Below are 21466 nucleotides of genomic sequence, written 5' to 3' on the forward strand. Positions count from 1 at the left end.
CGCGGGGCTGCACTTTCTGGCCCCTTCAAAAACGCTGAAGCGGGCCGTGGCCCGCTGCAATCGGCTGTGGCGCAGGGCGCGCCTCAGATCCTCATCGGCATCACCACGTACTTGAAGCCGGGTTGCTCAGGGATGCTGAACAGCGCGCTGGCGGCGCTGTCCTGCAGTTCGAGCTTCACCATCTCGTGCGGGCTGTTGGCCAGCACGTCGATGAGGTAGGTGACGTTGAAGCCGATCTCGATGGCGTCGCCGCCGTAGTCGATCTCGAGTTCTTCCTTGGCTTCTTCCTGCTCGGCATTGCTGCTGGCTATCCTGAGCAGGCCGGGTTCGATGTTGACGCGAACACCCTTGAACTTCTCGCTCGTCAGGATGGCGGCGCGCTGCAGGCTGGCCAGCAGCGGCGCACGGCCCAGCACCACGGCGTTCTTGTGGTTCTTGGGGATGACGCGGTTGTAGTCGGGGAACTTGCCTTCCACCAGCTTGGTGACGAACTCCATCGCGCCGAACACGAACTTGGCCTGGTTGTTGGCAAAGCGCATTTCGATGGCGGTGTCTTCGTCCTTCAGCAGGCGTTGCAGCTCCAGCACGGTCTTGCGCGGCAAGATCACTTCCTGCTTGCTCGGCACGTCTTGCTCCAGCTGGCTTTGCGCCAGGGCCAGGCGGTGGCCGTCGGTGGCCACCAGCGTCAGCGTCTTGCCTTCGGCGATGAAGAGGATGCCGTTGAGGTAGTAGCGGATGTCGTGCACCGCCATCGCGAAGTGCACCTGGTTGATCAGTTCACGCAGCGTCTTCTGCGGCACGCTGAAGGTGGGGCCGAAGTCGACGCTTTCGTTCACGAGCGGGAAGTCATCGGCCGGCAGCGTCTGCAGCGTGAAGCGGCTCTTGCCGCCTTGCAGCGTGAGCTTGTTCTGCGCGGCACTCAGCGTCACGGTCTGGTCGGCCGGCAGGCTGCGCAGGATGTCGATGAGCTTGCGCGCACCCACCGTGGTGCTGAGTTGGCCGCCGTCACCGCCCAGTTCGGCATTGGTACGCACCTGGATCTCCAGGTCGCTGGTGGTGAACTCGATGCCATCGCCGTTCTTGCGCAGCAGCACGTTGGCCAGGATGGGCAGCGTGTGCCGCCGCTCCACGATGCCGGCCACCGACTGCAGGGCCTCGAGGAGCTTGGCCTGCGGCGCTTTGAGAACGATCATGCCTGTGCCTCTTTCTCTCTTTTTTAACTTGGTAGTAGCTGGTAGAGCCCAGCCGCTTCTGGGGACAAGCCTGTTTTTCCCTTGCAGATCAAAGGCTTGCCAGCCTCTGAAGCCTGTGGGCCAGGCCCCGGTGCCGCTGTCGTGCCGGATGGAACAACTTTGCGGCGGGGGCCGGGCCTGTGGACAAGGGCAGGCTTGTGCGGCTTTTCTCCACAGCTTTGTTCAAACGTGATCCAGGGTGGATTGTGACGCGCCGGCGGGCCTTTTTCGGCCTCTGGCACGGCCTTTGGCTGGGGTGGTGACGGGGTGGGGGCTTCAGCCCTTCAGCGTCTGCTCCAGCACGTGCAGTTGCTGGTTGAGTTCGGGGTTGGTGCTGCGCTCGGCGCCGATCTTGCGCACCGCGTGCAGCACGGTGGTGTGGTCACGGCCGCCAAAGAGTTCGCCGATCTCGGGCAGGCTCTTCTTGGTCATGTCCTTGGCCAGGTACATGGCGATCTGGCGCGGCCGGGCGATGCTGGCCGGGCGTTTCTTGCTGTACATGTCGGCGACCTTGATCTTGTAGAAGTCGGCCACCGTCTTCTGGATGTTCTCCACGCCGATCTGCCGGTTCTGGATGCTCAGCAGGTCTTTCAGCGCCTCGCGCGCCAGCGCGATGTTGATGTCCTTGTGGCTGAAGCGGCTGTAGGCCAGCACCTTGCGCAGCGCGCCTTCGAGCTCACGCACGTTGGCGCGCACGTTCTTGGCGATGAAGAAGGCCACGTCCTCCGGCATCTCGGTGTGCTCGGCCGCGGCCTTGCGCATCAGGATGGCCACGCGCATCTCCAGTTCGGGCGGCTCGATGGCCACCGTGAGGCCGGCGTCGAAGCGGCTGGTCAGGCGCTCGTCGATGTCCACCAGCCCCTTGGGGTAGGTGTCGCTCGTCATGATGATGTGCGCGCGCTTGGTGAGCAGGGCCTCGAAGGCGTTGAAGAACTCTTCCTGGGTTCTGTCCTTTCCGGCGAAGAACTGCACGTCGTCGATCAGCAGCAGGTCGAGGCTGTGGTACTTGGCCTTGAGCTCGTCGAAGGTCTTGCGCTGGTAGTTCTTGACGACGTCGCTGATGAACTGCTCGGCGTGCAGGTAGAGCACGCGGGCCTGTGGGTTGTCTTTCAGCAGCGCGTTGCCCACGGCGTGCACGAGGTGGGTCTTGCCCAGGCCCACGCCGCCATAGATGAAGAGCGGGTTGTACATCTGGCCCGGGGCACCGGCCACGTGCAGTGCGGCGGTGCGGGCCATCTGGTTGGCGCGGCCGGCCACCAGGGTGTCGAAGGTCAGCGCCGTGTTCAGGCGGTGTGTGGTGGCGGCCGGGGCGGGGTTCGTGCCGCGGGGGTTGGCTGCAGGGCCTGCTGTCAGCGGCGGGGCACCATTCGGGCGCTCCAGCGCCGCGCCCAGCAGGCTGGCGGCGTTGGCGGGGCCGCTGTTGGCCGGGCTGCGCTCGGCCGCGCCGGGCAGGGGTTCGGCGCGCGGGGCCAACGTCAGTTCCAGGCGCACGGGGTGGCCGGCCACTTCGCTGAGCGCATGTTCGATGCGCCCGGCGTACTGCGAGCGGATCCAGTCGAGCTTGAAGCGGTTGGGCACCTGCACGGCCACCACCTCCACGGTGTCGCCGGGGCCCGCGGCCCGCAACTCGGGCGCCAGCGGACGGATCCAGGTGTTGAATTGTTGTTCTGGCAATTCGGCGGCGAGACGTTCGCAACCGCGCAGCCACAGGTCTGAGCTCATTGTGGATATCTTTTGTCGTGAGCCGCCAGCACTGAGGCCCCTCTAAGCCGGCGGAACGCAGTTATCCACACATTCGGAAAGCGCGTCAAGCCCCGCGCTTCACTGCAGGCTGTGGTGCAAGTGTTTGACCGGATTGGAGTTTTTTGCTGTAATCGTGGGTTTCCCGAATCCATCTTCGGCGGAAAAAACAGCAGCGCCTGCATGGCGGCCTTCGGAATCGGGCACGCGGTGAGTCCTTCGGAACACTGACGCGGCACGGCCCCGAACCGGCCCGCCCTCGAGCGGGCCCGCACCCCCTGAGACTGCAAGTCCACAACAAGCCCCCCGACGGAGTCCGCCATGAAGCGCACCTACCAACCCTCCAAGATCCGCCGCGCCCGCACCCACGGTTTCCTCGTGCGCATGAAGACGCGCGGCGGCCGTGCCGTGATCAACGCACGCCGCGCCAAGGGCCGCAAGCGCCTGGCTGTCTGAGGTTCGCGGCCGGTCCGCGACCTGTCCGCATCATCTCGCCGCAAGGCCCCCGGGCCGCGATGCCAGCCCGCCTTGTGAATAAGGCGGATTTCGAGCGCCTGCTCGGAGCGCGCCCCTGGGCGCGCAGCGCGCATTTCGCGGTGCACCACGTGCCCAGCGCGCCGACACCGGCTGCCAAGCCGGCCCGCCTTGCAGCAACCCCCGCGGTGTCCACCGAGTTGTCCACAGCCCCTGCACCGGTTTGCCCACCGCCTGTGGATGACTTGCCCACAGGCCACTGGCTCGGTTACGTGGTGCCCAAGCGCCATGCGCGCCGCTCGGTCACGCGCAACCTGCTCAAGCGGCAAGTGCGGGGGGCGTTCGAACGCCATGCCGCCGGCCTGCCCGGCGGTTTGTGGCTCGTGCGCCTGCGCCAGCCGTTTGCGGTGTCGGCTTTCCCTTCGGCCGCCTCTGACGCCTTGCGTCAGGCAGCACGGCAGGAGTTGGAAGGCCTGTTCGCGCCTGCCACCCCGCGGGCCCGTTGACGCCTCGTGCCGCGATGACGCCCCACCGTTCCACCCCTGAAGCCGTGGCACCGCTGTGGGTGCGTGTGTTGCGTTGGGCGGTGCGCTTGCCGCAACGTGTGCTGATGCTGCTGGTGCGCGGTTACCGCCTGCTGCTCAAGCCCTGGCTGGGCAATGCGTGCCGCTTCGAGCCCACCTGCTCGGCCTACACGCTGGAAGCCCTGCAACGCCATGGCGCGCTGGGGGGCAGCGCGCTGGGGGGCTGGCGCCTGCTGCGTTGCCACCCCTGGTGCAACGGGGGCCACGACCCCGTGCCTGAGAATCTGCCCCGCCCGACCGCCGGCCTGTTCACACGGCTGGGCCTGAATTCCGATGCGCCGCTTGCTGAAGACCGGCCATCCACGCCTTCCCCGACCCGGAAAACCCCATGAACGATATCCGTCGCACCCTGCTCTGGGTGGTTTTTGGCATGTCGCTGGTGCTGATCTACGACGCCTGGCAAAAGCACACCGGCCATGGCTCGCTGTTCGGCGGTCCGGCGCCACGCCCGGTGGCGGCTGCCGGCAGCAGCCCGGGCATGCCGGCCGGCAGCGGCGTGCCTGCCCCGGCCGCCGTGCCTGCGGCGGCGGGAGCCGCTCCCACGGCCCCGGGCCTGCCGACGGCAGCGCCCACGCCCACTGGCGAGCGCGTGACGATCACCACCGACGTGGTGAAGGCCGTCTTCGAGAGCCAGGGCGGCAATCTCGTCTACCTGGAACTGCTGGGCTACAAGGACGGTGTCGACCCGAAGCGCAACGTGGTGCTGCTCGACCAGAGCCCCAAGCGCCTGTACGTGGCGCAGACGGGCCTCGTGGCCGCCACGCCGGGCGTAGCCTTGCCCAACCACTTCACGCAGATGACGGTGGTGCCTGGCGAACGCACGCTGGCCGCCGGCGCGAAGACGCTCGCGCTGCGCTTCGAATCACCGCTGATCGATGGCCACAAGCTGGCCAAGACCTACACCTTCACGCGTGGTGAGTACACCGTGGGCGTGAAACACGAGTTCAGCAACCAGGGCACGGCACCCATCGCCCCGCAGGTGTACCTGCAGCTGGCGCGCGACGGCAACCCGCCCGAAGGCGAGAGCAGCTTCTACTTCACCTTCACCGGCCCGGCGATGTACACCGACGCCGCGAAGTTCACGAAGATCGACTTCAAGGACATCGCCAAGGGCAGCGCCAGCCACGAGAAGGCGGCCGACAACGGCTGGGTGGCCATGGTGCAGCACTACTTCGCCAGTGCCTGGCTGGTGAAGACGCCGGGCGCGCGCGAGTTCCGCACCGCCAAGGTCTCCGACAACCACTACACCATCGCGATGGTGCAGCCGCTGGGTACCGTGGCGCCGGGCGCCAGCGCCACGCACGAGGCCGTGCTGTTCGCCGGCCCGCAGGAAGAGAAGAAGCTCGCCGCCCTGGCCCCCGGCCTGGAACTGGTGAAGGACTACGGCTGGCTCACCGTGCTGAGCAAGCCGCTGTTCTGGCTGCTGGACAAGCTGCACGGCGTGCTGGGCAACTGGGGCTGGGCGATCGTGGGCCTGGTGGTGCTGCTGAAGATCGCCTTCTACTGGCTGAACGCCAGCGCCTACCGCAGCATGGCCAAGATGAAGGCCGTGGCCCCGCGCGTGACCGAGCTGCGCGAGCGCTACAAGGACAAGCCGCAGGAGATGCAGCAGGCGATGATGAAGATCTACCGCGAGGAGAAGGTCAACCCGCTCGGCGGTTGCCTGCCCATCCTCGTGCAGATGCCCTTCTTCATCGCGCTGTACTGGGTGCTGTTGAGCAGCGTGGAAATGCGCGGCGCGCCGTGGATCGGCTGGATCCAGGACCTCTCGGCCATCGACCCCTGGTTCATCCTGCCCGTGCTGATGACCGCGAGCTCGCTGTTCCAGGTGTGGCTGAACCCGGCCCCGCCGGACCCCATGCAGGCCAAGCTGATGTGGATCATGCCGCTGGCCTTCGGCTTCATGTTCTTCTTCTTCCCGGCCGGCCTGGTGCTGTACTGGTTGACGAACAACATCCTGTCGATCGCGCAGCAGTGGTTCATCAACAAGCAATTGGGCGTGCTCGGTAAATAGCGCACGGCGCGGCGCGTTTCATCCCCACGCGGGGGCTTGAGCGCCACGCGCCCGCAGGCGCACCATGCGGACATGCGGGCGACCCACCTCTGACCGAGGCGGCTCAGGAGACACGGCGGCAACGCTGCTCCACCCGCGCCACTTGCCCCCCGCCGCCGGGTGCCTGAACGGGCCCCGGCGGCAAGCCAGAATCGGCCCACCATGCGTGCCGCCGAACCCCGCGCCCCGGCCTTGCTGCCGGGCCGCCACCAAGACCCCATCGTCGCCATCGCCTCGGCCCCGGGCCGCGGCGCGGTGGGCATCGTGCGAGCTTCCGGGCGCGACCTGTCGCCGCTGATCCAGGCCGTGTGCGGCCGCCCGCTGGCGCCGCGCGTGGCCACGCTGCTGCCCTTCCTGGGCGAAGACGGACAGCCGCTCGACCGTGGCCTGGCACTGCACTTCCCTGCACCACACTCCTACACCGGCGAAGACGTGCTGGAACTGCAGGCGCACGGCGGCCCGGTGCTGCTGCAACTGCTGCTGGCGCGCTGCCTGCAGGCGCAGCCCGCCCTGCGCCTGGCCGAGGCGGGCGAGTTCACTGAACGGGCTTTCCTGAACGACAAGCTCGACCTCGCGCAGGCCGAGGCCGTGGCCGACCTGATCGACGCCAGCACCGAAGCCGCTGCACGCTCGGCCGCGCGTTCGCTCAGCGGCGACTTCAGCCGCCAGATCGAAAGGCTGGCCGAACGCACCGTGCACCTGCGCATGCTGGTGGAAGCCACGCTCGACTTCCCCGAAGAAGAGATCGATTTCCTGGAAAAAGCCGGCGCGCGCGGTCAGCTCGATGCGCTGCTGGCCACGGTGGACGAAGCGCTGGCCCGCACGCGCCAGGGCGCGCTGCTGCGCGAGGGCCTGCGCGTGGTGCTGGCCGGCCAGCCCAACGTGGGCAAGAGCAGCCTGCTGAACGCGCTGGCGGGCGCCGAGCTGGCCATCGTGACGCCCATCCCCGGCACCACGCGCGACCGCGTCAGCGAGACGTTGCAGATCGAAGGCGTGCCGCTGCACATCACCGACACCGCCGGCCTGCGCAGCGAAGCCGAGGCGGCCGACGAGGTGGAGCGCATCGGCATCCAGCGCAGCTGGCAGGCCATCGGTGGTGCCGACGTGGTGATCTTCCTGCACGACCTGGGGCGTGTGGGCGAGGCCGACTACGAAGCGGCTGACACGCTGATCCGCGCGCAGCTGCCCGAAGGCGTGCCGCGGCTGCAGGTCTACAACAAGGCCGATGTCAAAGGTGGCGGCGGTCGCGTGTTGCCGGAAGGCGCCTTGCGTCTTTCAGCGCGCACGGGTGAAGGCTTGGACGCCCTGCGCCGCGCGCTGCTGGCACAAGCCGGCTGGCAAGCCGCACCCGAGGGCCTGTTCATCGCGCGCACACGCCACGTGCAGGCATTGCAGCGCGCGCGCGCGCACCTGCTGCAGGCGCAAGCGCAAGCTGCATTGCGTGATGCCGCGCTGGACCTGCTGGCCGAAGAGCTGCGCCTGGCGCACCGGGCCCTGGGCGAGATCACGGGCCAGTTCAGCACCGAAGACCTGCTGGGCGTCATCTTCAGCCGCTTCTGCATCGGCAAGTGACAGCGCCTGCCAGGCACCGCGGCCTCAGTGGCCGGCGAAGTTCACCAGCGTGAACAGCGGCAGCCCCGCGTCGCGCAGCTTGTTCGAGCCGCCCAGCTCCGGCAGGTCGACGATGGCCGCGCCTTCGATGACCTCGGCGCCCAGGCGCTCCAGCAGCTTCTTGCCGGCCATCATCGTGCCGCCGGTGGCGATGAGGTCGTCGATCAGCACCACGCGGTCGCCGGGTTTCACGGCGTCGGTGTGCATCTCCACCGTGGCGCTGCCGTACTCGAGCTCGTAGGTCTCTTCCACCGTGGTGAAGGGCAGCTTGCCCTTCTTGCGGATGGGCACGAAGCCGACGTTGAGCTCGTAGGCCACCACGCTGCCGATGATGAAGCCGCGCGCGTCCAGCCCCGCGATGGCCGCCGGCTTCACGTCGAAGTAGCGGTGCACGAACTGGTCGATCAGCACCCGGAACACCCGCGGGTTGGCCAGCAGCGGCGTGATGTCGCGGAACATCACGCCAGGCGCAGGCCAGTGCGGCACGGTGCGGATGTGGCTGCGGATGTAGTCGGCGGGCGAGAGGGCGTCGTTCATGCGGGCATTGTCGGCGCTCAGCCCACGCTGAAGCGCCCCAGCACCTGCACATCGCCACCAGGCGCGGCCCGCAGCAGCAGGCCGTCGCCCGAACCGGTGCTCTGCCCGGCCAGCGCCTGCTGCACGAAGGCGTGCGTCACCCACAGCTCGAAGCGCCCGGCCGGCACGGCACGCAGGGCCGCCCTCAGCTGCGCGCGGCTGGCTTCGTTGGTCTGCTCGCTGCGGCCGTGGGGCGAGCCCAGCGCTGCCCAGGCCTGGACGGCACCGCTGCTGCCGAAGGCCTCGGTGGCCGTGTCCATGCAGCGGCACCACGGGCTGCTGCGCACGGCGGCGGGCTGCAGGCCCTGGCGCCGGAACCACTGCCCGATGCGCCGCGCCTGTGCGCGGCCCTCGTCGTTGAGGTTGCGCTGGGTGCGGCAGTCGCCGAGCTTGAACTCGGGCGGGTCGAAAGTGCCTGGGGCCAGTGCGTGGCGAAGCGCAAGCACCACGCCCCCTTGGCGGAGCAGCGCCAGCGTGTCGTCGGCAGCCTCGCCCTCGCCGGCGAGGGCCCACAGTGGCAAGGCGAGGCTGCCTTGCAGCACTTGACGGCGGGAGGTGGCGCTCATGCGCCGCATCATCCGCGCAGCAGCTTTTCCTCTGCCAGCGCCAGGGGTTCGGGCAGGCCCGAGAGCACCAACGTGTCGGCCGCCTGAAGCACCATCTCAGGCGCGGGCGCCAGCACGCCGCCGTGGGCGCGGCGTACCGAGACCACGCTCACGCCCACCGCGTGCAGCGCCTGGGCATCGAGCGTCTGGCCCACGCAGCGCGCGGCGTCGGGGATGGTCACGCTCTTCAGCCGCGCCTGGTCGAGCTCTTGCACGGTGTCGTCGTCGGCGCCGTGGAAGTAGCCGCGCAGCAGGCTGTAGCGCGCGTCGCGCGCGTCGCGGGTGATGCGGATCACGCGCTTCATCGGCACACCCACCAGCGCCAGCGCGTGGCCGGCCAGCATGAGGCTGCCTTCGATGGCCTCGGGCACCACCTCGGTGGCGCCGGCGGCGCGCAGCTTCTCGATGTCGCTGTCGTCGATGGTGCGCACGATCACCGGCACCTTGGGCGCGTGGGCGCGCACCAGATCCAGGATCTTCAGCGCGCTGGGCGTGTCGTGGTAGCTCACCACCACCGCGGCGGCGCGGTTCAGGCCGGCCGCCATCAGGCTGGGCAGGCGTGCGGCATCGCCGAAGACCACGCTCTGGCCAGCGGCGGCGGCCTGGCGCACGCGGTCGGGGTCGAGGTCCAGCGCCATGTAAGGGATGCCCTCGGGCTGCAGCAGCCGCGCCAGGTTCTGCCCGCTGCGGCCGTAGCCGCAGATGATCACGTGTTTCTCGGTGGCGATGGCCTTCTTGGCGATGGTCGTCAGCGCCACGCTCTGCATCAGCCAGTCGCTCGCGCTGAGGCGGTTGACGATGCGGTTGCTGTACAGGATGAGGAAGGGCGTGGCCAGCATGCTCAGCACCATGCTGGCGAGCACCGGGCTCATCCACTCGGGCGCCACCAGGCCGCGGTCGGCACCCAGGGTGAGCAGCACGAAGCCGAACTCGCCGGCCTGCGCCAGGTACAGGCCCGTGCGCAGCGCCACGCCCGGCTGTGCGCCGAAACCCCGTGCGAGCGCGGCCACCAGCACGAACTTGGCGATGATGGGCAGCGTGGTCAGCAGCAGCACCAGGGCCCACTGGTCGAGCACCGGCCGCCAGTCGAGCTTCATGCCGATGGTGATGAAGAACAGGCCCAGCAGCACGTCGTGGAAGGGCCGGATGTCGGTCTCCACCTGGTGCTTGTATTCGGTCTCGGCCACCAGCATGCCGGCCACGAAAGCGCCCAGCGCCAGGCTCAGGCCCGCGTGCTCGGTGAGATAGGCCAGGCCCAGCGTGACGAGCAGCAGGTTCAGCATGAAGAGCTCTTCGCTCTTGCGCCGCGCCACCAGCGTGAGCCACCAGCGCATCACGCGCTGGCCGCCCACCAGCAGCAGCGTGAGCAGCGCACCGGCCTTCAGCGCCGCCAGGCCCATGGCGATCATCAGGTCTTCGCCCGAGCTGCCCAAGGCAGGGATCAGCACCAGCAGCGGCACCACGGCCAAGTCCTGGAACAGCAGCACGCCCATCACGCGCTTGCCGTGTTCGCTTTCCATTTCCAGGCGCTCGGCCATCAGCTTCACGACGATGGCGGTGCTGCTCATCGCGATGGCGCCGCCCAGCACCACGGCGCCCTGCCAGCCCATCTGCCAGGTCTTGCCCAGGAAGGTGGCGTAGGCCCACACCAGCAGGCCGTGGCCGGCCAGCGTGCCGGCCATCGTCAGGCTGACCTGGCTCAGGCCCAGCCCGAAGACCAGCGTGCGCATGCTGCGCAGCTTGGGCAGGTTGAATTCCAGCCCGATGACGAACATCAGGAAGACGACACCGAACTCGGCGAGGTACTTCACGCCGGCGCTGTCCTGCGCGAAGGCCAGCGCGTTGGGCCCGATCAGCACGCCCACGACCAAGTAGCCCAGCATCGGCGGCAGCCTCAGCGAACGGCACACCACGACGCCCAGCACGGCCGCCACCAGGTAGAGCAGAACGAGTTCGAGGGTCGACGCCAAGGTGGGGGTGGGCTCCTAGAATGCTTCGATGCTATTCGACGGCACTTTCGATGCGGCTCGCGCGCTGGCCATGGCCCGGCGCACCTTCGAGATCGAGGCGCGGGCCCTCACCGGGCTGGCCGCGCGCCTGGACGAAGGCTTTGCAAAAGCCGTGCAAGCCGTGCTGGCCTGCCGCGGCCGCGTGGTGGTGATGGGCATGGGCAAGAGCGGCCACGTCGGCCGCAAGATCGCGGCCACGCTGGCTTCCACCGGCACGCCGGCGATGTTCGTGCACCCCGGCGAGGCCAGCCACGGCGACCTGGGCATGGTGGTGGCCGGCGACGTGCTGCTGGCCATCAGCAACAGCGGCGAGAGCGACGAGCTCGCGGCCATCCTGCCTGCCATCCGCCGCCTGGGCGTGCACTTCATCGCGATGACCGGGCGCCCCGGCTCCACGCTCGCGCGCCACGCCGACACGGTGCTGAACAGCGGCGTGGACGAAGAAGCCTGCCCGCTGAACCTGGCGCCCACCGCCAGCACCACGGCGCAGATGGCGCTGGGCGACGCGCTGGCCGTGGCGCTGCTGGATGCGCGCGGCTTCAAGGAGGCCGACTTCGCGCGCTCGCACCCCGGCGGTGCGCTGGGGCGCAAGTTGCTGATGCACGTGCACGACCTGATGCGCAGTGGCGACGCGCTGCCGCGTGTGGCGCCCGGCGCGCTGTTCGGCGAGCTTCTGCGCGAGATGAGCGCCAAGGGCCTGGGCTTTGCCGCCGTGGTGGACGAGGCCCAGCGCCCGCTGGGCATCTTCACCGACGGTGACCTGCGCCGCCTCATCGAACGCGGCACCGACCTGCGCTCGCTGACGGCCGAGCAGGTGATGCACCGCAGCCCGCGCCTGGTGCGCGCCGACGCGCTGGCGGTGGACGCCGCCGGCGTGATGGAGCAGCACCGCATCACCAGCGTGCTGGTGGTGGATGGCGAAGGCCTGCTGGTGGGTGCGCTCAACAGCAACGACCTGATGCGCGCCAAGGTCATATGAGCGCGCCGCTGCTGCAAGCCGCCTTGCGCTTCCCGCCCGAGACGCTGCTGCGGGCGCAGGGCGCGGGCCTGGGCCTGAAGGCGGCCATCTTCGACGTGGACGGCGTGCTCACCGACGGGCGCCTCTACATCAGCGAGCAGGGCGAGACCGTGAAGGCCTTCCACGCGCTGGACGGCCACGGCCTGAAGTTGCTGAAGCAGGGCGGCATCGAGCCACTGGTGATCACCGGGCGCGACTCACCCGCCGTGCGCCGCCGCGTGGCAGACCTGGGCCTCACGCATGCGCTCTACGGCGTGCACGACAAGGCGGCCGCCGCCGAGCGCGTGCTCGCCGGCTTGGGCCTGGGCTGGCCCGAGGTGGCCGCCATCGGCGACGACTGGCCCGATCTGCCGCTGCTCACACGCGCTGCCTTCGCCTGCGCACCGGCGAACGCGCATGCCGAGGTGCGGGCCGTGGCCCACCACGTCACCCGTGCGCGCGGCGGTGAGGGCGCGGCGCGCGAGTTCTGCGACCTGCTGTTGATGGCCTGCGGCCGGTACGCCGCGCTGTTGCAGGGGCACCTGCAGACGCTGGACAGCGCGTGAGCTTTGCCGATTCGGCACCTTCGGGCGCCTTGGCGCCCGCGGCGGGCCGCCAGCCACGCCCCCGCCTGCCCTGGCACCTGCGTTGGCGCGAGCAGCTGTCGTCTTACCTGCCGCTGCTGGTGATGGCGCTGCTGGTGCTGGCGAGCTGGTGGTTGGTGAAGAACTCGCCGCGGCCCCTGGCGCCGGCGGAAGAGCGACCCGTGAGCAACGAGCCCGACTACACGATGGCGCAGTTCGCGTTGGAGCGCTTCGATGCGCAGGGTCGGCTCAAGCTGCGCATCGAAGGCGCCACGCTGAAACACTTCCCGGCCACCGACCGCATCGAGATCGAAGACGCGCAGATCCGGGCCATCTCCCCTGACGGCCGTGTCACCCTGGCGCGGGCGAAGCTGGCACTGGGCAACGGGGATGGCAGCGAAGTGCAGCTGCGTGGCGGCGCCGAGGTCACGGCCACCGACGCCAACGGGCAGCCGCTGGTGATGCGCAGCGAATTCCTGCACGCCTTCCTCGTCACCGAGCAGGTGCGCAGCCACCTGCCGGTGGAGGTGCGCCTGGGCGGCAACGCCTTGCGCGCCGCCGGCCTCGATTACGACCACGGCCAGCGCCGCCTGGAACTGCTGGGCCCGATGCGGGCCGAGCTGACGCCGCGTGCGCCGGTGCCGGCCCGCGCGGCCCCGGCGCCGCGGCCCTGAGCGGCAGGGCGGGCTGAGATGGCAGACCGCGGCGCCGCACCGCTGGCGTTCATCACCGGGGCCTCCAGCGGCATCGGCCAGGCGCTGGCGGCGCGGTACGCGGCCGCCGGCTGGCGGCTGGCGCTGGTGGCGCGGCGCACGGCCGAGATGCAGGCCTGGGCCGTGGCGCAGGGGCTGGGGCCCGAGCGCGTGGCGGTCTATGGCGCCGATGTCGCGGTGCCTGACAGCGTCGTGGCAGCCGGGCAGGCCTGCATCGCCGCGCAGGGCCTGCCCGAGGTGGTGCTGGCCTGCGCCGGCATCAGCGTGGGCATGGACACCGCCGAGCGCGCCGATCTCGATGTGCTGCGCGACGTGCTGGCGCTCAACAACATCGGCCTGGCCGCCACCTTCCACCCCTTCGTGGCCGCCATGCGCCAGCGCGGGCACGGCACCCTGGTGGGCGTGGCCAGCGTGGCCGCCATCCGCGGCCTGCCGGGGCATGGTGCCTACAGCGCCAGCAAAGCCGGCGTGGTGGCGTATTGCGAGAGTCTGCGCGTGGAATGCCGCGGCAGCGGCGTGCGCGTCGTCACGCTGCTGCCGGGCTACGTGGCCACACCGCTGACGGCGAAGAACCCCTACAGCATGCCCTTCCTGATGGCGCCCGACGCCTTTGCGGAACGCGCTTTCCGTGCCATCGAGGCGGGCGACAGCTACCGCGTCATCCCTTGGCAGATGGGCGTGGTGGCGAAGCTCTTGCGCCTGCTGCCCAACCCGCTGTACGACCGCCTGATGGCCGGCCGCGGGCGCAAGCCCCGCCGCGCCTGAGGGCGGCTTGCGCGGCATGGCAGCATCGCGCCCGCCATGATCGATGTCGTCGTCTTCTTTTTCCTGCTGGGGGTGTTCGCGCGCCTGGTGGGCAGCGACCTGCGCCTGCCCGAGGCGCTCTACGAAACCTTGTCCATCTACCTGCTGCTGGCCATTGGCCTGAAGGGCGGCATCGAGCTCAGCAAGCAGCCGCTGGTGGCCCTGGTGCCGCAGGTGCTGGTGTGCATGGCGCTGGGGTTTGCGATTCCTTTCCTGCTCTACCCGCTGGGCCGGGCGCTGAAACTGGTGCAGGCCGATGCGGCCTCGCTGGCGGCGCACTATGGTTCCGTGAGCGTGGTGACCTTCGCTGTGGCCACGGCGGCGCTGACGCGGCAGGGCATCGCCTACGAGAGCCATGCCGCGCTGTGGGTGGCGGTGATGGAAGCGCCGGGCATCGTGGCCGGCATCCTGCTGGCGCGCATGGGCCGGGGCGGCGCCACGAACTGGCGCGGGTTGGCGCACGACGTGGCCTTCGGCAAGAGCGTGCTCCTGTTGCTGGGGGGGCTGGTCATCGGCGCGGTGGCTGGCGTGGAGGGCACGAAGCCCATCCAGGCCGTGTTCATCGACCCCTTCAAGGGCGTGCTCGCGCTCTTTCTTCTGGAACTGGGCCTGGTGGCCGGGGGCCGGCTGGGCGAGGTGCGCCGTTTCGGCCCGGCGGTGCTGGTGATCGGCCTGGGCGCGCCGCCCCTGCTGGCGCTGGCCGGGGCGGCCACTGGCCTGGCCCTGGGGCTCAGCACCGGCGGCGTGGCCCTGCTGGCCACCCTGGCCGCCAGCGCGAGCTACATCGCTGCGCCGACGGCCATGCGCATTGCCGTGCCCGAGGCGAATGCGGCACTTTCCATCACGGCAGCGCTGGGTATCAGTTTCCCGTTCAACATCGTGATCGGCATACCGATCTATATCGAACTGGCGAAAAGATGGACGGCATGAGCCTGCAGAAACACCCGAAAACCCTCCTCGTCATCGTGGCCGAGGCGGTGCTGGAAAAAGCCCTGGTGCGAGACGCCCGCGAGCGCGGCGCGCAAGGCTGGACCGTGGCCGAAGTGCACGGCGGCGGCCATGGGGGCGTGCGTGAAGGAGCATGGGAGGCCGACCGCACGATCGAGATGAAACTCATCTGCGAACCGGCCGTGGCCGACGCCATCGCGGCCCACGTGCTGAGCGTGTATGCGCCGAACTACGGTGTGGCGCTGTATTTCAGCCCGGTGCAAGTGCTGCGTCCCGAACGCTACTGAGGGCCGCTGGCAAGCGAAGCGCGGCCGGCGGCAGCGCTGCTTGTCGCCCCACCATGCAAAAAGGCACCCGAGGGTGCCTTTTGATTTGCTGGCGTGCTGGCCCTTGGGGCCAGCGCAGCGCTGGGGTGCTCAGTAGCCGCCGCGGCTGCCGCCGCCACCGCCGTAACCACCACCACCGCCGCCGCTGCGGCCACCGCCGCCGCCACCACCGTAGGGGCTGCGGCCACCGCCGCCACCACCGCCGCCACCGTAGGGGCTGCGACCGCCGCCACCGCCGGCACCACCGCCGCCGTAGCCACCGCCGCCACCACCACCGTACCCGCCGCCACCGCTGCGGCCACCGCCACCGCCGAAGCCGCCCGGGCGCTCTTCACGGGGACGGGCTTCGTTCACCACGACGGCGCGGCCGTCGATGGGCTGGCCGTTCATGCCGTTGATGGCGGCTTGTGCTTCGGGGTCGGAACCCATCTCGACAAAGCCAAAACCCTTCGAACGACCGGTTTCACGGTCCATCATCACCTTGGCGGACGTGACGGTGCCGAACTGCGAAAAGGCCTGCAGCAGCGAGTCGTCGCGAACCGAGTAAGCCAAGTTACCTACGTAAAGTTTGTTTCCCACGGGGAGCCCTCAAAAGAACCTGTCAATAACCATGCGGAGCTCAACCCTGCGTGAACCAATCATGCGAAAGGTGCGGCTGCCAAACACAGACTCCCTATTAGCGCACCGCCGCAAGCGGCATGTAAAGAACCCGAGTCACGAGTGTTGTTTTCGCGCGCCGCGGAAAAACCCGGGCGGCCCGCGGGTACGGCCAGTTTCGGCGCACCCCGGCCCGTGGCACCCCGGAGCCAGCGCCTACCATCGGCGCCCATGGACCTGCTCAAGCCCCTGATCGCCCTGCTGGCGATCGTCAACCCGATCGGGGTGGTGCCCTTCTTCATTCACTTCACACAGGCCTTCAACCGCGATCAGCGGCAGCGCACCATCCGCATCAGCGCCTTCGCCACGTTCTGCGTGATCGCCATCAGCGCGGTGGCAGGCCTGAAGGTCATCGAGTTTTTCGGCATCTCGCTGGCCAGTTTCCAGGTCGGCGGCGGCACGCTGCTGCTGATCAGCAGCCTGGCGATGCTGAATGCCGAGCAGGCCGACACCAAGCCCAGCGACCTCAACGAAGGCGACCAGAAGGTCGACGCCGGTGCCAGCATCGCGGTGGTGCCGCTCACCATCCCGCTGCTCACCGGGCCGGCCACCATCTCCACGATGGTGATTTACGCCGACAAGACGCGGCACTTGTGGGAACTGGGTGTGCTGGTGGCCTACGGCGTGGTGATCGCGTTGGTGGTCTTCCTCGTGTTCTCGGCCTCCGGTCGCATCGCCAAGGTGCTGGGTCGCACGGGCATCAACATCATGACGCGGCTGATGGGCCTGATCCTCGCCGCCATGGCCGTGGAGTTGCTGGCCGACGGCCTGGTGAAGCTCTTCCCGGTGCTGGCCAGCCACGTGGCGCGCTGAGCCACCCAGGCCCCGCCGTTTTGCGCACCCCCCGCCCGATGAACGACAGCAGCCCCGTTTTCGACCACGTCATCGTCGGCGCCGGCACCGCCGGCTGCCTGCTGGCCAACCGCCTCTCGGCCGACCCGAAGTGCCGCGTGCTGCTGCTGGAAGCCGGCGGCCCCGACAACTACCACTGGATCCACATCCCGGTGGGCTACCTGTACTGCATCGGCAACCCGCGCACCGACTGGCTCTTTTTCACCGAAGCCGACCCCGGCCTCAACGGCCGCCAGCTGCGCTACCCGCGCGGCAAGGTGCTGGGCGGCTGCAGCAGCATCAACGGCATGATCTACATGCGCGGCCAGGCGCGCGACTACGCGCAGTGGGCGCAGATCACCGGCGACGCCGGCTGGGCCTGGGAGCACTGCCTGCCGCATTTCCTGCGCCATGAAGACCACTGGCGCGGCGCCGTGGCCGGCGCGCACGGCGCTGGCGGCGAGTGGCGGGTGGAGAAGCAGCGCCTGCGCTGGGAGATCCTCGACGCCTTCGCCGCCGCGGCGCGCGAGGCCGGCATTCCCGCCAGCGACGACTTCAACCGCGGTGACAACGAAGGCGTGGGCTACTTCGAGGTCAACCAGCGCAGCGGCATCCGCTGGAACACGAGCAAGGCCTTCCTGCGGCCGGTGCGCGGCCGCGCCAACCTGACGGTGTGGACACATGCCCAGGCGCGGCGCCTGCTGATGGAAGGCTCGCGCGTCACGGGCGTGGAGGTGCAGCGCGGCACCGACGCCCCCGTGGCCGTGCGCGCCGCGCGCGAGGTGGTGCTGTGCGCCGGGGCCATCGGCACGCCGCAGCTGCTGCAGCTCTCGGGCATTGGCGCGGGCGAGCGGCTGCACGCCCTGGGCATCACGCCGCGGCACGAGCTGCCCGGCGTGGGCGAGAACCTGCAAGACCACTTGCAGATCCGCGCCGTGTTCTCGGTGGAAGGCGTGAAGACGCTGAACACGCAGGCGAATTCGCTGCTGGGCCAGGCGGCCATCGCGCTGGAATACCTGCTCAAGCGCAGCGGGCCGATGAGCATGGCGCCCTCGCAGCTGGGGGCCTTCACCCGATCGTCGCCGGATCAGCCGCACCCCAACGTGCAGTACCACGTGCAGCCGCTGTCGCTGGACGCCTTCGGCCAGCCGCTGCACCGGTTCAACGCGTTCACGGCCAGCGTTTGCAACCTCAACCCGACCTCGCGGGGGCACGTGCGCCTGCGCAGCCCGCGCCCCGAGGACGCGCCGGTGATCCTGGCGAATTACCTCTCCACGCCCGAAGACCGCCAGGTGGCCGCTGATTCGCTGCGCCTGACACGGCGCATCGCCGCCATGCCGGCGCTCGCGAGGTACCGGCCGCAGGAGGTGAAGCCCGGGGTGCAGTTCCAGAGCGATGAAGAACTGGCTCGCCTGGCCGGCGACATCGGCACCACCATCTTCCACCCCGTCGGCACCTGCCGCATGGGCGCCGAGGGTGACGCCGGTGCGGTGGTGAACCCACGCCTGCAGGTGCGCGGCCTTGCCGGCCTGCGCATCGCCGATGCCAGCGTGATGCCCACCATCACCAGCGGCAACACCAACTCCCCCACGCTGATGATTGCCGAGCGCGCCGCGCAGTGGTTGCGGGCCGGCGGGTAAGTCCGGATGGTGGGCGCCGGGGCCCGGTTGTTACATTTGTGTCACTCGTGGCGTTGTCGGCCTGACCTTGGTCTTCCGGCCCGCCTCACGGGGGCCTGAGGAGACATCGGACAGAATTCGAAGAGCAGAACACAGACCGACCCCGCAGATGGGTTGGCTTTTCCAAGGCGCCGCTGGTCGGCGCCTTTTTCATGTTCTCGCCGCTGGTCAGGGCCTTTTTCGTGGCCGTGCCGTTTTGGAGGCCGGTGTTTCGGGTGTCTTTCGGGCGATAGGCCGTGGATCAGCGGCCTAGCATGGGCGCGAGAAGCCCCTGCCCCGAACGCCTGAAGGTCTGCCATGTCCGTGAACCCTGAACTGCGCAAGCTGGACATCGACATCCCGTCGCAGCCTCAGTCTTTGGTGCAGCTTTCGCTGCTGATGGCCGACGAAGACATCAACATGCAGGCTGCGGCCAGCCTGATCGAGAACGACATGGCGCTGGCAGCCGCCGTGATGAAGGCCGTGAACTCGTCGCTCTATGGCTTGAAGGGCCGCGTGCAGAGCGTGCACCAGGCCATCACCTACCTGGGCATGCGCGAGGTGGCGGCCATCACCTTCGAGATGGGGCTGCGTGCGGCCTTTCCGCCGGCCCCAGAACTCGAACCCCTGTGGAAGCGCGCCGGGCAGCGCGGCACCCTCATGGGCAAGCTCGCGGCCAGGCTCTCGCTGGATGCCTGGGGGGCGCATTCGGCCGGGCTTTTCGAGGAGTGCGGCAAGGCCGTTCTCTTCCGCCACGCCAGCGACCACTACCGCGCCATGTTGCGCGCCACCGACAACGACGTCGACCTGGTCGGGCTGGAGCATGCCGGCTTCGGTGTCAGCCACGACGCCCTGGGTGCCGCCCTGTGCGAGAGCTGGGGCCTGGGCGCTGCGGCGGTGGCCAGCGTTCGCCATCATGTGGTGGCGCAGGCGGCACTGGCGCTGCCGGCGGCCGAAGGGCGGCGCTCGATCAGTGCGCTGTCGGTGCTGGCCCACGTGCTGATGCAAGACCCCGGACGGCTGGACGAGGCCGTGCGCGCCGTCGCACCGGCCGCCGACCTGGACGAGATGCTCGTGCTGCGCGCCGCCCGGCAAGCCCACGAGCAACTGGCCGACGCGCAAAGGGCCGGCCGCGCTGCCTTGCACTGAACCGCGGGGCATCCCCCTTCCGAGGGATGCCCGGTATCCGGCTGTCAGCTTGAGGAAAGCCCGTCTGGGCAGCGGTGCCGCGCTTGGGTAGTCTCGCGCCTCTTTGCGCTGTCCACGGGCCCGCACGCCCTCACCACCTCATCATGGCCTCCACCGTCTCGCCTGAAGCGCTCGCCCTGCAGCGCCTGTACCACTGGGAAACCACCACGCCCGATCGCGTCGCCTTCACGCAGCCGCAAGGCGGCGGCCAGGTGCTCGACTACACCTGGAAGCAGGTGGGCGACCAGGTGCGCCGCATGGCCAGCCACCTGCAGAGCCTGGGCCTGCAGCCCGGCGACAAGGTGGCCATGCTGTCGAAGAACACGGCGCACTGGATCATGAGCGACCTGGCCATCTGGATGGCCGGCTGCATCTCGGTGCCGCTGTATCCCACCCTGGCCGCGGGCACCATCCGCCAGATCCTCGAGCACAGCGGCGCCAAGCTGCTCTTCGTGGGCAAGCTCGACGGCTGGGATGGCATGAAGCCCGGCATCCCTGCCGGCCTGCCCTGCATCAGCCTGCCGCTGTGCCCGGCCGATGCCGCCAAGAGCTACCCCACCTGGGAAAGCATCACGACCAAGACCGCGCCGATGCAAGGCCAGCCGGTGCGCGAGGCGGCCGACCTGGCCACCATCATGTACACCAGCGGCACCACGGGTGCGCCCAAGGGCGTGATGCACAGCTTCGGCAGCTTTGCGCAGGCGGTGCAGCAGGGCCTGCAGCGCGTGCCGCTGCGGCAAGACGGCCGCATGCTGAGCTACCTGCCGCTGTCGCACGTGGTGGAGCGCGCACTCGTCGAGCACGGCCAGCTGGCCACGGGCATGCACGTCTTCTTCGCCGAAAGCCTGGAGACCTTCACCGCAGACCTGCAGCGCGCGCGCCCCACGGTCTTCTTCAGCGTGCCGCGCCTGTGGGTGAAGTTCCAGCAGGGTGTGCAGGCCAAGATGCCGGCCAAGAAGATGAACCTGTTGCTGAGCCTGCCCATCCTGGGCGGCATCGTGCGCAAGAAGATCCTCACCGCCCTGGGCCTGCAGGAGTGCATCTTCGCCGCTGGCGGCGCAGCGCCCATGCCGCACGAACTGCTGCACTGGTACGCCCGCCTCGGCCTGCGCGTGGCCGAGGGCTATGGCATGACCGAGAACCTGGGCGCCAGCCACATCACCGACGGCGATCCGGTGAGCTTCGGCACCGTGGGCCGCCCTTATGACGTGGTGCAGTGCCGCATCGCGCCGGAGAACGGCGAGATCCAGGTGCGCGCGCCGTGGACCATGCTCGGCTACTACCGCGAGCCCGAGCTCAGCCGCGACGCGATGACACCCGACGGCTGGCTCAAGACCGGCGACAAGGGCGCGGTCGACGGCCAGGGCCGGCTGAAGATCACCGGCCGCGTGAAGGACCTCTTCAAGACCAGCAAGGGCAAGTACGTTGCGCCCGCGCCCATCGAAGACAAGCTGGTGATGCACCCCGCGGTGGAAGCCTGCTGCGTGACGGGCGCCAACCTCGGCCAGCCGCTGGCGCTGGCCATGCTGAACCCCGATGGCGCAAAGAAGGCGCAAAGCGCCGAGGGCCGCGCCGAGCTGGAAAGCACGATGGCGGCGCACATCGACGCCATCAACGCCTCGCTGGACCCGCACGAGCAGCTCGACTGCATCGTGCTGATGTCAGAGGCCTGGACGGTGGACAACGACATCATCACGCCGACCTTCAAGGTCAAGCGCAACCGCATCGAAGACCTGTTCGCGAAGAACTACGAGAAGTGGGTGGGCTCGCGCAAGAAGGTGGTCTGGTACGGGGCCTGATGGGCTCGACCGGCCTGACCGGCAGAAAACAAACGGGGCCCAAGGGCCCCGTTGTTCATGCGCGGTGCCGCGGCCTC

22 protein-coding genes are annotated in these 21466 nt (G+C 69.2%); 15 read left to right on the plus strand and 7 right to left on the minus strand.

Annotation, left to right across the window (positions count from 1 at the left end):
- Nucleotides 1-83 precede the first annotated feature (83 nt).
- The 3 genes from dnaN to EOE66_RS22260 form a co-directional block, all read right to left on the minus strand.
- Entirely contained in the window at nucleotides 84-1193 is a 1110-nt protein-coding gene (dnaN, locus tag EOE66_RS02200) for a DNA polymerase III subunit beta (RefSeq protein ID WP_128227045.1), read from the minus strand.
- Nucleotides 1194-1508: 315 nt separating this feature from the next.
- Complete coding sequence (gene dnaA / locus EOE66_RS02205; RefSeq protein ID WP_128227046.1) at nucleotides 1509-2954, minus strand: chromosomal replication initiator protein DnaA; 1446 nt, start codon at nucleotides 2952-2954, stop codon at nucleotides 1509-1511.
- A 99-nt stretch (nucleotides 2955-3053) separates the two neighbouring features.
- Nucleotides 3054-3179, minus strand: coding sequence for a hypothetical protein (locus EOE66_RS22260; protein ID WP_259376377.1), 126 nt, complete (start codon nucleotides 3177-3179; stop codon nucleotides 3054-3056).
- A gap of 114 nt (nucleotides 3180-3293) precedes the next feature.
- On the opposite strand from EOE66_RS22260, the gene rpmH reads away from it, so the two are divergent.
- The 5 genes from rpmH (at nucleotide 3294) to mnmE (ending at nucleotide 7655) form a co-directional block, all read left to right on the plus strand.
- Nucleotides 3294-3428 (plus strand): 50S ribosomal protein L34, encoded by a 135-nt coding sequence (gene rpmH, locus EOE66_RS02210; RefSeq protein WP_006299042.1) that lies wholly within the window; start codon nucleotides 3294-3296, stop codon nucleotides 3426-3428.
- A 59-nt stretch (nucleotides 3429-3487) separates the two neighbouring features.
- On the plus strand, nucleotides 3488-3952 hold the full coding sequence (locus EOE66_RS02215) for a ribonuclease P protein component (RefSeq protein WP_128227047.1): 465 nt from the start codon (nucleotides 3488-3490) through the stop codon (nucleotides 3950-3952).
- Between the two features lie 86 nt (nucleotides 3953-4038).
- Nucleotides 4039-4362: a membrane protein insertion efficiency factor YidD gene (gene yidD / locus EOE66_RS02220; protein WP_245478902.1), complete on the plus strand. Its 324-nt coding sequence runs from the start codon at nucleotides 4039-4041 to the stop codon at nucleotides 4360-4362.
- Entirely contained in the window at nucleotides 4359-6044 is a 1686-nt protein-coding gene (gene yidC, locus EOE66_RS02225) for a membrane protein insertase YidC (protein ID WP_128227049.1), read from the plus strand. Before yidD ends, yidC begins: the two co-directional genes overlap by 4 nt.
- A gap of 201 nt (nucleotides 6045-6245) precedes the next feature.
- Nucleotides 6246-7655, plus strand: coding sequence for a tRNA uridine-5-carboxymethylaminomethyl(34) synthesis GTPase MnmE (mnmE, locus tag EOE66_RS02230; protein WP_375137448.1), 1410 nt, complete (start codon nucleotides 6246-6248; stop codon nucleotides 7653-7655).
- 24 nt (nucleotides 7656-7679) lie between these two features.
- Here mnmE and EOE66_RS02235 read toward each other — a convergent pair whose 3' ends face one another.
- The 3 genes from EOE66_RS02235 to EOE66_RS02245 are packed head-to-tail and all read right to left on the minus strand — an operon-like array spanning nucleotide 7680 to nucleotide 10845.
- On the minus strand, nucleotides 7680-8231 hold the full coding sequence (locus EOE66_RS02235) for an adenine phosphoribosyltransferase (RefSeq protein ID WP_128227050.1): 552 nt from the start codon (nucleotides 8229-8231) through the stop codon (nucleotides 7680-7682).
- A gap of 17 nt (nucleotides 8232-8248) precedes the next feature.
- Nucleotides 8249-8836: a histidine phosphatase family protein gene (locus EOE66_RS02240; protein ID WP_128227051.1), complete on the minus strand. Its 588-nt coding sequence runs from the start codon at nucleotides 8834-8836 to the stop codon at nucleotides 8249-8251.
- Nucleotides 8837-8844: 8 nt separating this feature from the next.
- Nucleotides 8845-10845 carry a cation:proton antiporter gene (locus EOE66_RS02245; RefSeq protein ID WP_128227052.1) on the minus strand — a complete coding sequence of 667 codons (2001 nt, stop codon included), beginning with the start codon at nucleotides 10843-10845 and terminating at the stop codon, nucleotides 8845-8847.
- Nucleotides 10846-10873: 28 nt separating this feature from the next.
- Here EOE66_RS02245 and EOE66_RS02250 point away from each other — a divergent pair, with 28 nt between their 5' ends.
- From EOE66_RS02250 to EOE66_RS02275, 6 genes are read left to right on the plus strand one after another with little or no spacing between them, the layout of a single operon-like run.
- On the plus strand, nucleotides 10874-11863 hold the full coding sequence (locus EOE66_RS02250; RefSeq protein ID WP_245478867.1) for a KpsF/GutQ family sugar-phosphate isomerase: 990 nt from the start codon (nucleotides 10874-10876) through the stop codon (nucleotides 11861-11863).
- Nucleotides 11860-12447: a KdsC family phosphatase gene (locus EOE66_RS02255; protein ID WP_128227053.1), complete on the plus strand. Its 588-nt coding sequence runs from the start codon at nucleotides 11860-11862 to the stop codon at nucleotides 12445-12447. Before EOE66_RS02250 ends, EOE66_RS02255 begins: the two co-directional genes overlap by 4 nt.
- Nucleotides 12444-13139: an LPS export ABC transporter periplasmic protein LptC gene (gene lptC, locus EOE66_RS02260; protein ID WP_245478868.1), complete on the plus strand. Its 696-nt coding sequence runs from the start codon at nucleotides 12444-12446 to the stop codon at nucleotides 13137-13139. Before EOE66_RS02255 ends, lptC begins: the two co-directional genes overlap by 4 nt.
- Nucleotides 13140-13157: 18 nt before the next feature.
- On the plus strand, nucleotides 13158-13943 hold the full coding sequence (locus tag EOE66_RS02265; RefSeq protein ID WP_128227054.1) for an SDR family oxidoreductase: 786 nt from the start codon (nucleotides 13158-13160) through the stop codon (nucleotides 13941-13943).
- A gap of 36 nt (nucleotides 13944-13979) precedes the next feature.
- On the plus strand, nucleotides 13980-14912 hold the full coding sequence (locus tag EOE66_RS02270; RefSeq protein WP_128227055.1) for a sodium-dependent bicarbonate transport family permease: 933 nt from the start codon (nucleotides 13980-13982) through the stop codon (nucleotides 14910-14912).
- Nucleotides 14909-15217, plus strand: a complete 309-nt coding sequence (locus tag EOE66_RS02275) for a P-II family nitrogen regulator (RefSeq protein ID WP_128227056.1) — start codon at nucleotides 14909-14911, stop codon at nucleotides 15215-15217. The genes EOE66_RS02270 and EOE66_RS02275 overlap by 4 nt, the downstream gene beginning before the upstream one ends.
- Nucleotides 15218-15346: 129 nt before the next feature.
- Here the strand turns inward: EOE66_RS02275 and rbp are convergent, their stop codons facing one another.
- The gene (gene rbp, locus EOE66_RS02280; protein WP_128227057.1) at nucleotides 15347-15835 is read right to left on the minus strand and encodes an RNA-binding regulator; all 489 of its coding nucleotides are present in this window, start codon (nucleotides 15833-15835) and stop codon (nucleotides 15347-15349) included.
- A 249-nt stretch (nucleotides 15836-16084) separates the two neighbouring features.
- Here rbp and EOE66_RS02285 point away from each other — a divergent pair, with 249 nt between their 5' ends.
- From EOE66_RS02285 to EOE66_RS02300, 4 genes are all read left to right on the plus strand, one after another.
- Nucleotides 16085-16726: a MarC family protein gene (locus EOE66_RS02285; RefSeq protein WP_128227058.1), complete on the plus strand. Its 642-nt coding sequence runs from the start codon at nucleotides 16085-16087 to the stop codon at nucleotides 16724-16726.
- A gap of 38 nt (nucleotides 16727-16764) precedes the next feature.
- Nucleotides 16765-18384: a GMC family oxidoreductase gene (locus EOE66_RS02290; RefSeq protein WP_128227059.1), complete on the plus strand. Its 1620-nt coding sequence runs from the start codon at nucleotides 16765-16767 to the stop codon at nucleotides 18382-18384.
- 336 nt (nucleotides 18385-18720) lie between these two features.
- On the plus strand, nucleotides 18721-19551 hold the full coding sequence (locus EOE66_RS02295; RefSeq protein WP_128227060.1) for an HDOD domain-containing protein: 831 nt from the start codon (nucleotides 18721-18723) through the stop codon (nucleotides 19549-19551).
- 143 nt (nucleotides 19552-19694) lie between these two features.
- Complete coding sequence (locus tag EOE66_RS02300) at nucleotides 19695-21389, plus strand: AMP-binding protein (RefSeq protein ID WP_128227061.1); 1695 nt, start codon at nucleotides 19695-19697, stop codon at nucleotides 21387-21389.
- Nucleotides 21390-21466 lie beyond the last annotated feature (77 nt).

The organism is Rubrivivax rivuli (assembly GCF_004016505.1).
Classification (GTDB): Bacteria; Pseudomonadota; Gammaproteobacteria; order Burkholderiales; family Burkholderiaceae_C; genus Rubrivivax; species Rubrivivax rivuli.

Excerpts from the sequence above, each read along its gene's own strand:
- EOE66_RS02265 (WP_128227054.1), top strand. The coding sequence starts at position 13,158 with ATGGCAGACCGCGGCGCCGCACCGCTGGCGTTCATCACCGGGGCCTCC.
- yidC (WP_128227049.1), top strand. The coding sequence starts at position 4,359 with ATGAACGATATCCGTCGCACCCTGCTCTGGGTGGTTTTTGGCATGTCG.
- EOE66_RS02235 (WP_128227050.1), bottom strand. The coding sequence starts at position 8,231 with ATGAACGACGCCCTCTCGCCCGCCGACTACATCCGCAGCCACATCCGC.
- dnaA (WP_128227046.1), bottom strand. The coding sequence starts at position 2,954 with ATGAGCTCAGACCTGTGGCTGCGCGGTTGCGAACGTCTCGCCGCCGAA.
- EOE66_RS02285 (WP_128227058.1), top strand. The coding sequence starts at position 16,085 with ATGGACCTGCTCAAGCCCCTGATCGCCCTGCTGGCGATCGTCAACCCG.
- mnmE (WP_375137448.1), top strand. The coding sequence starts at position 6,246 with ATGCGTGCCGCCGAACCCCGCGCCCCGGCCTTGCTGCCGGGCCGCCAC.
- rpmH (WP_006299042.1), top strand. The coding sequence starts at position 3,294 with ATGAAGCGCACCTACCAACCCTCCAAGATCCGCCGCGCCCGCACCCAC.
- EOE66_RS02275 (WP_128227056.1), top strand. The coding sequence starts at position 14,909 with ATGAGCCTGCAGAAACACCCGAAAACCCTCCTCGTCATCGTGGCCGAG.
- EOE66_RS02240 (WP_128227051.1), bottom strand. The coding sequence starts at position 8,836 with ATGAGCGCCACCTCCCGCCGTCAAGTGCTGCAAGGCAGCCTCGCCTTG.
- EOE66_RS02215 (WP_128227047.1), top strand. The coding sequence starts at position 3,488 with ATGCCAGCCCGCCTTGTGAATAAGGCGGATTTCGAGCGCCTGCTCGGA.
- EOE66_RS02250 (WP_245478867.1), top strand. The coding sequence starts at position 10,874 with ATGCTATTCGACGGCACTTTCGATGCGGCTCGCGCGCTGGCCATGGCC.
- EOE66_RS02290 (WP_128227059.1), top strand. The coding sequence starts at position 16,765 with ATGAACGACAGCAGCCCCGTTTTCGACCACGTCATCGTCGGCGCCGGC.
- EOE66_RS02295 (WP_128227060.1), top strand. The coding sequence starts at position 18,721 with ATGTCCGTGAACCCTGAACTGCGCAAGCTGGACATCGACATCCCGTCG.
- EOE66_RS02255 (WP_128227053.1), top strand. The coding sequence starts at position 11,860 with ATGAGCGCGCCGCTGCTGCAAGCCGCCTTGCGCTTCCCGCCCGAGACG.
- EOE66_RS02270 (WP_128227055.1), top strand. The coding sequence starts at position 13,980 with ATGATCGATGTCGTCGTCTTCTTTTTCCTGCTGGGGGTGTTCGCGCGC.
- EOE66_RS02300 (WP_128227061.1), top strand. The coding sequence starts at position 19,695 with ATGGCCTCCACCGTCTCGCCTGAAGCGCTCGCCCTGCAGCGCCTGTAC.
- dnaN (WP_128227045.1), bottom strand. The coding sequence starts at position 1,193 with ATGATCGTTCTCAAAGCGCCGCAGGCCAAGCTCCTCGAGGCCCTGCAG.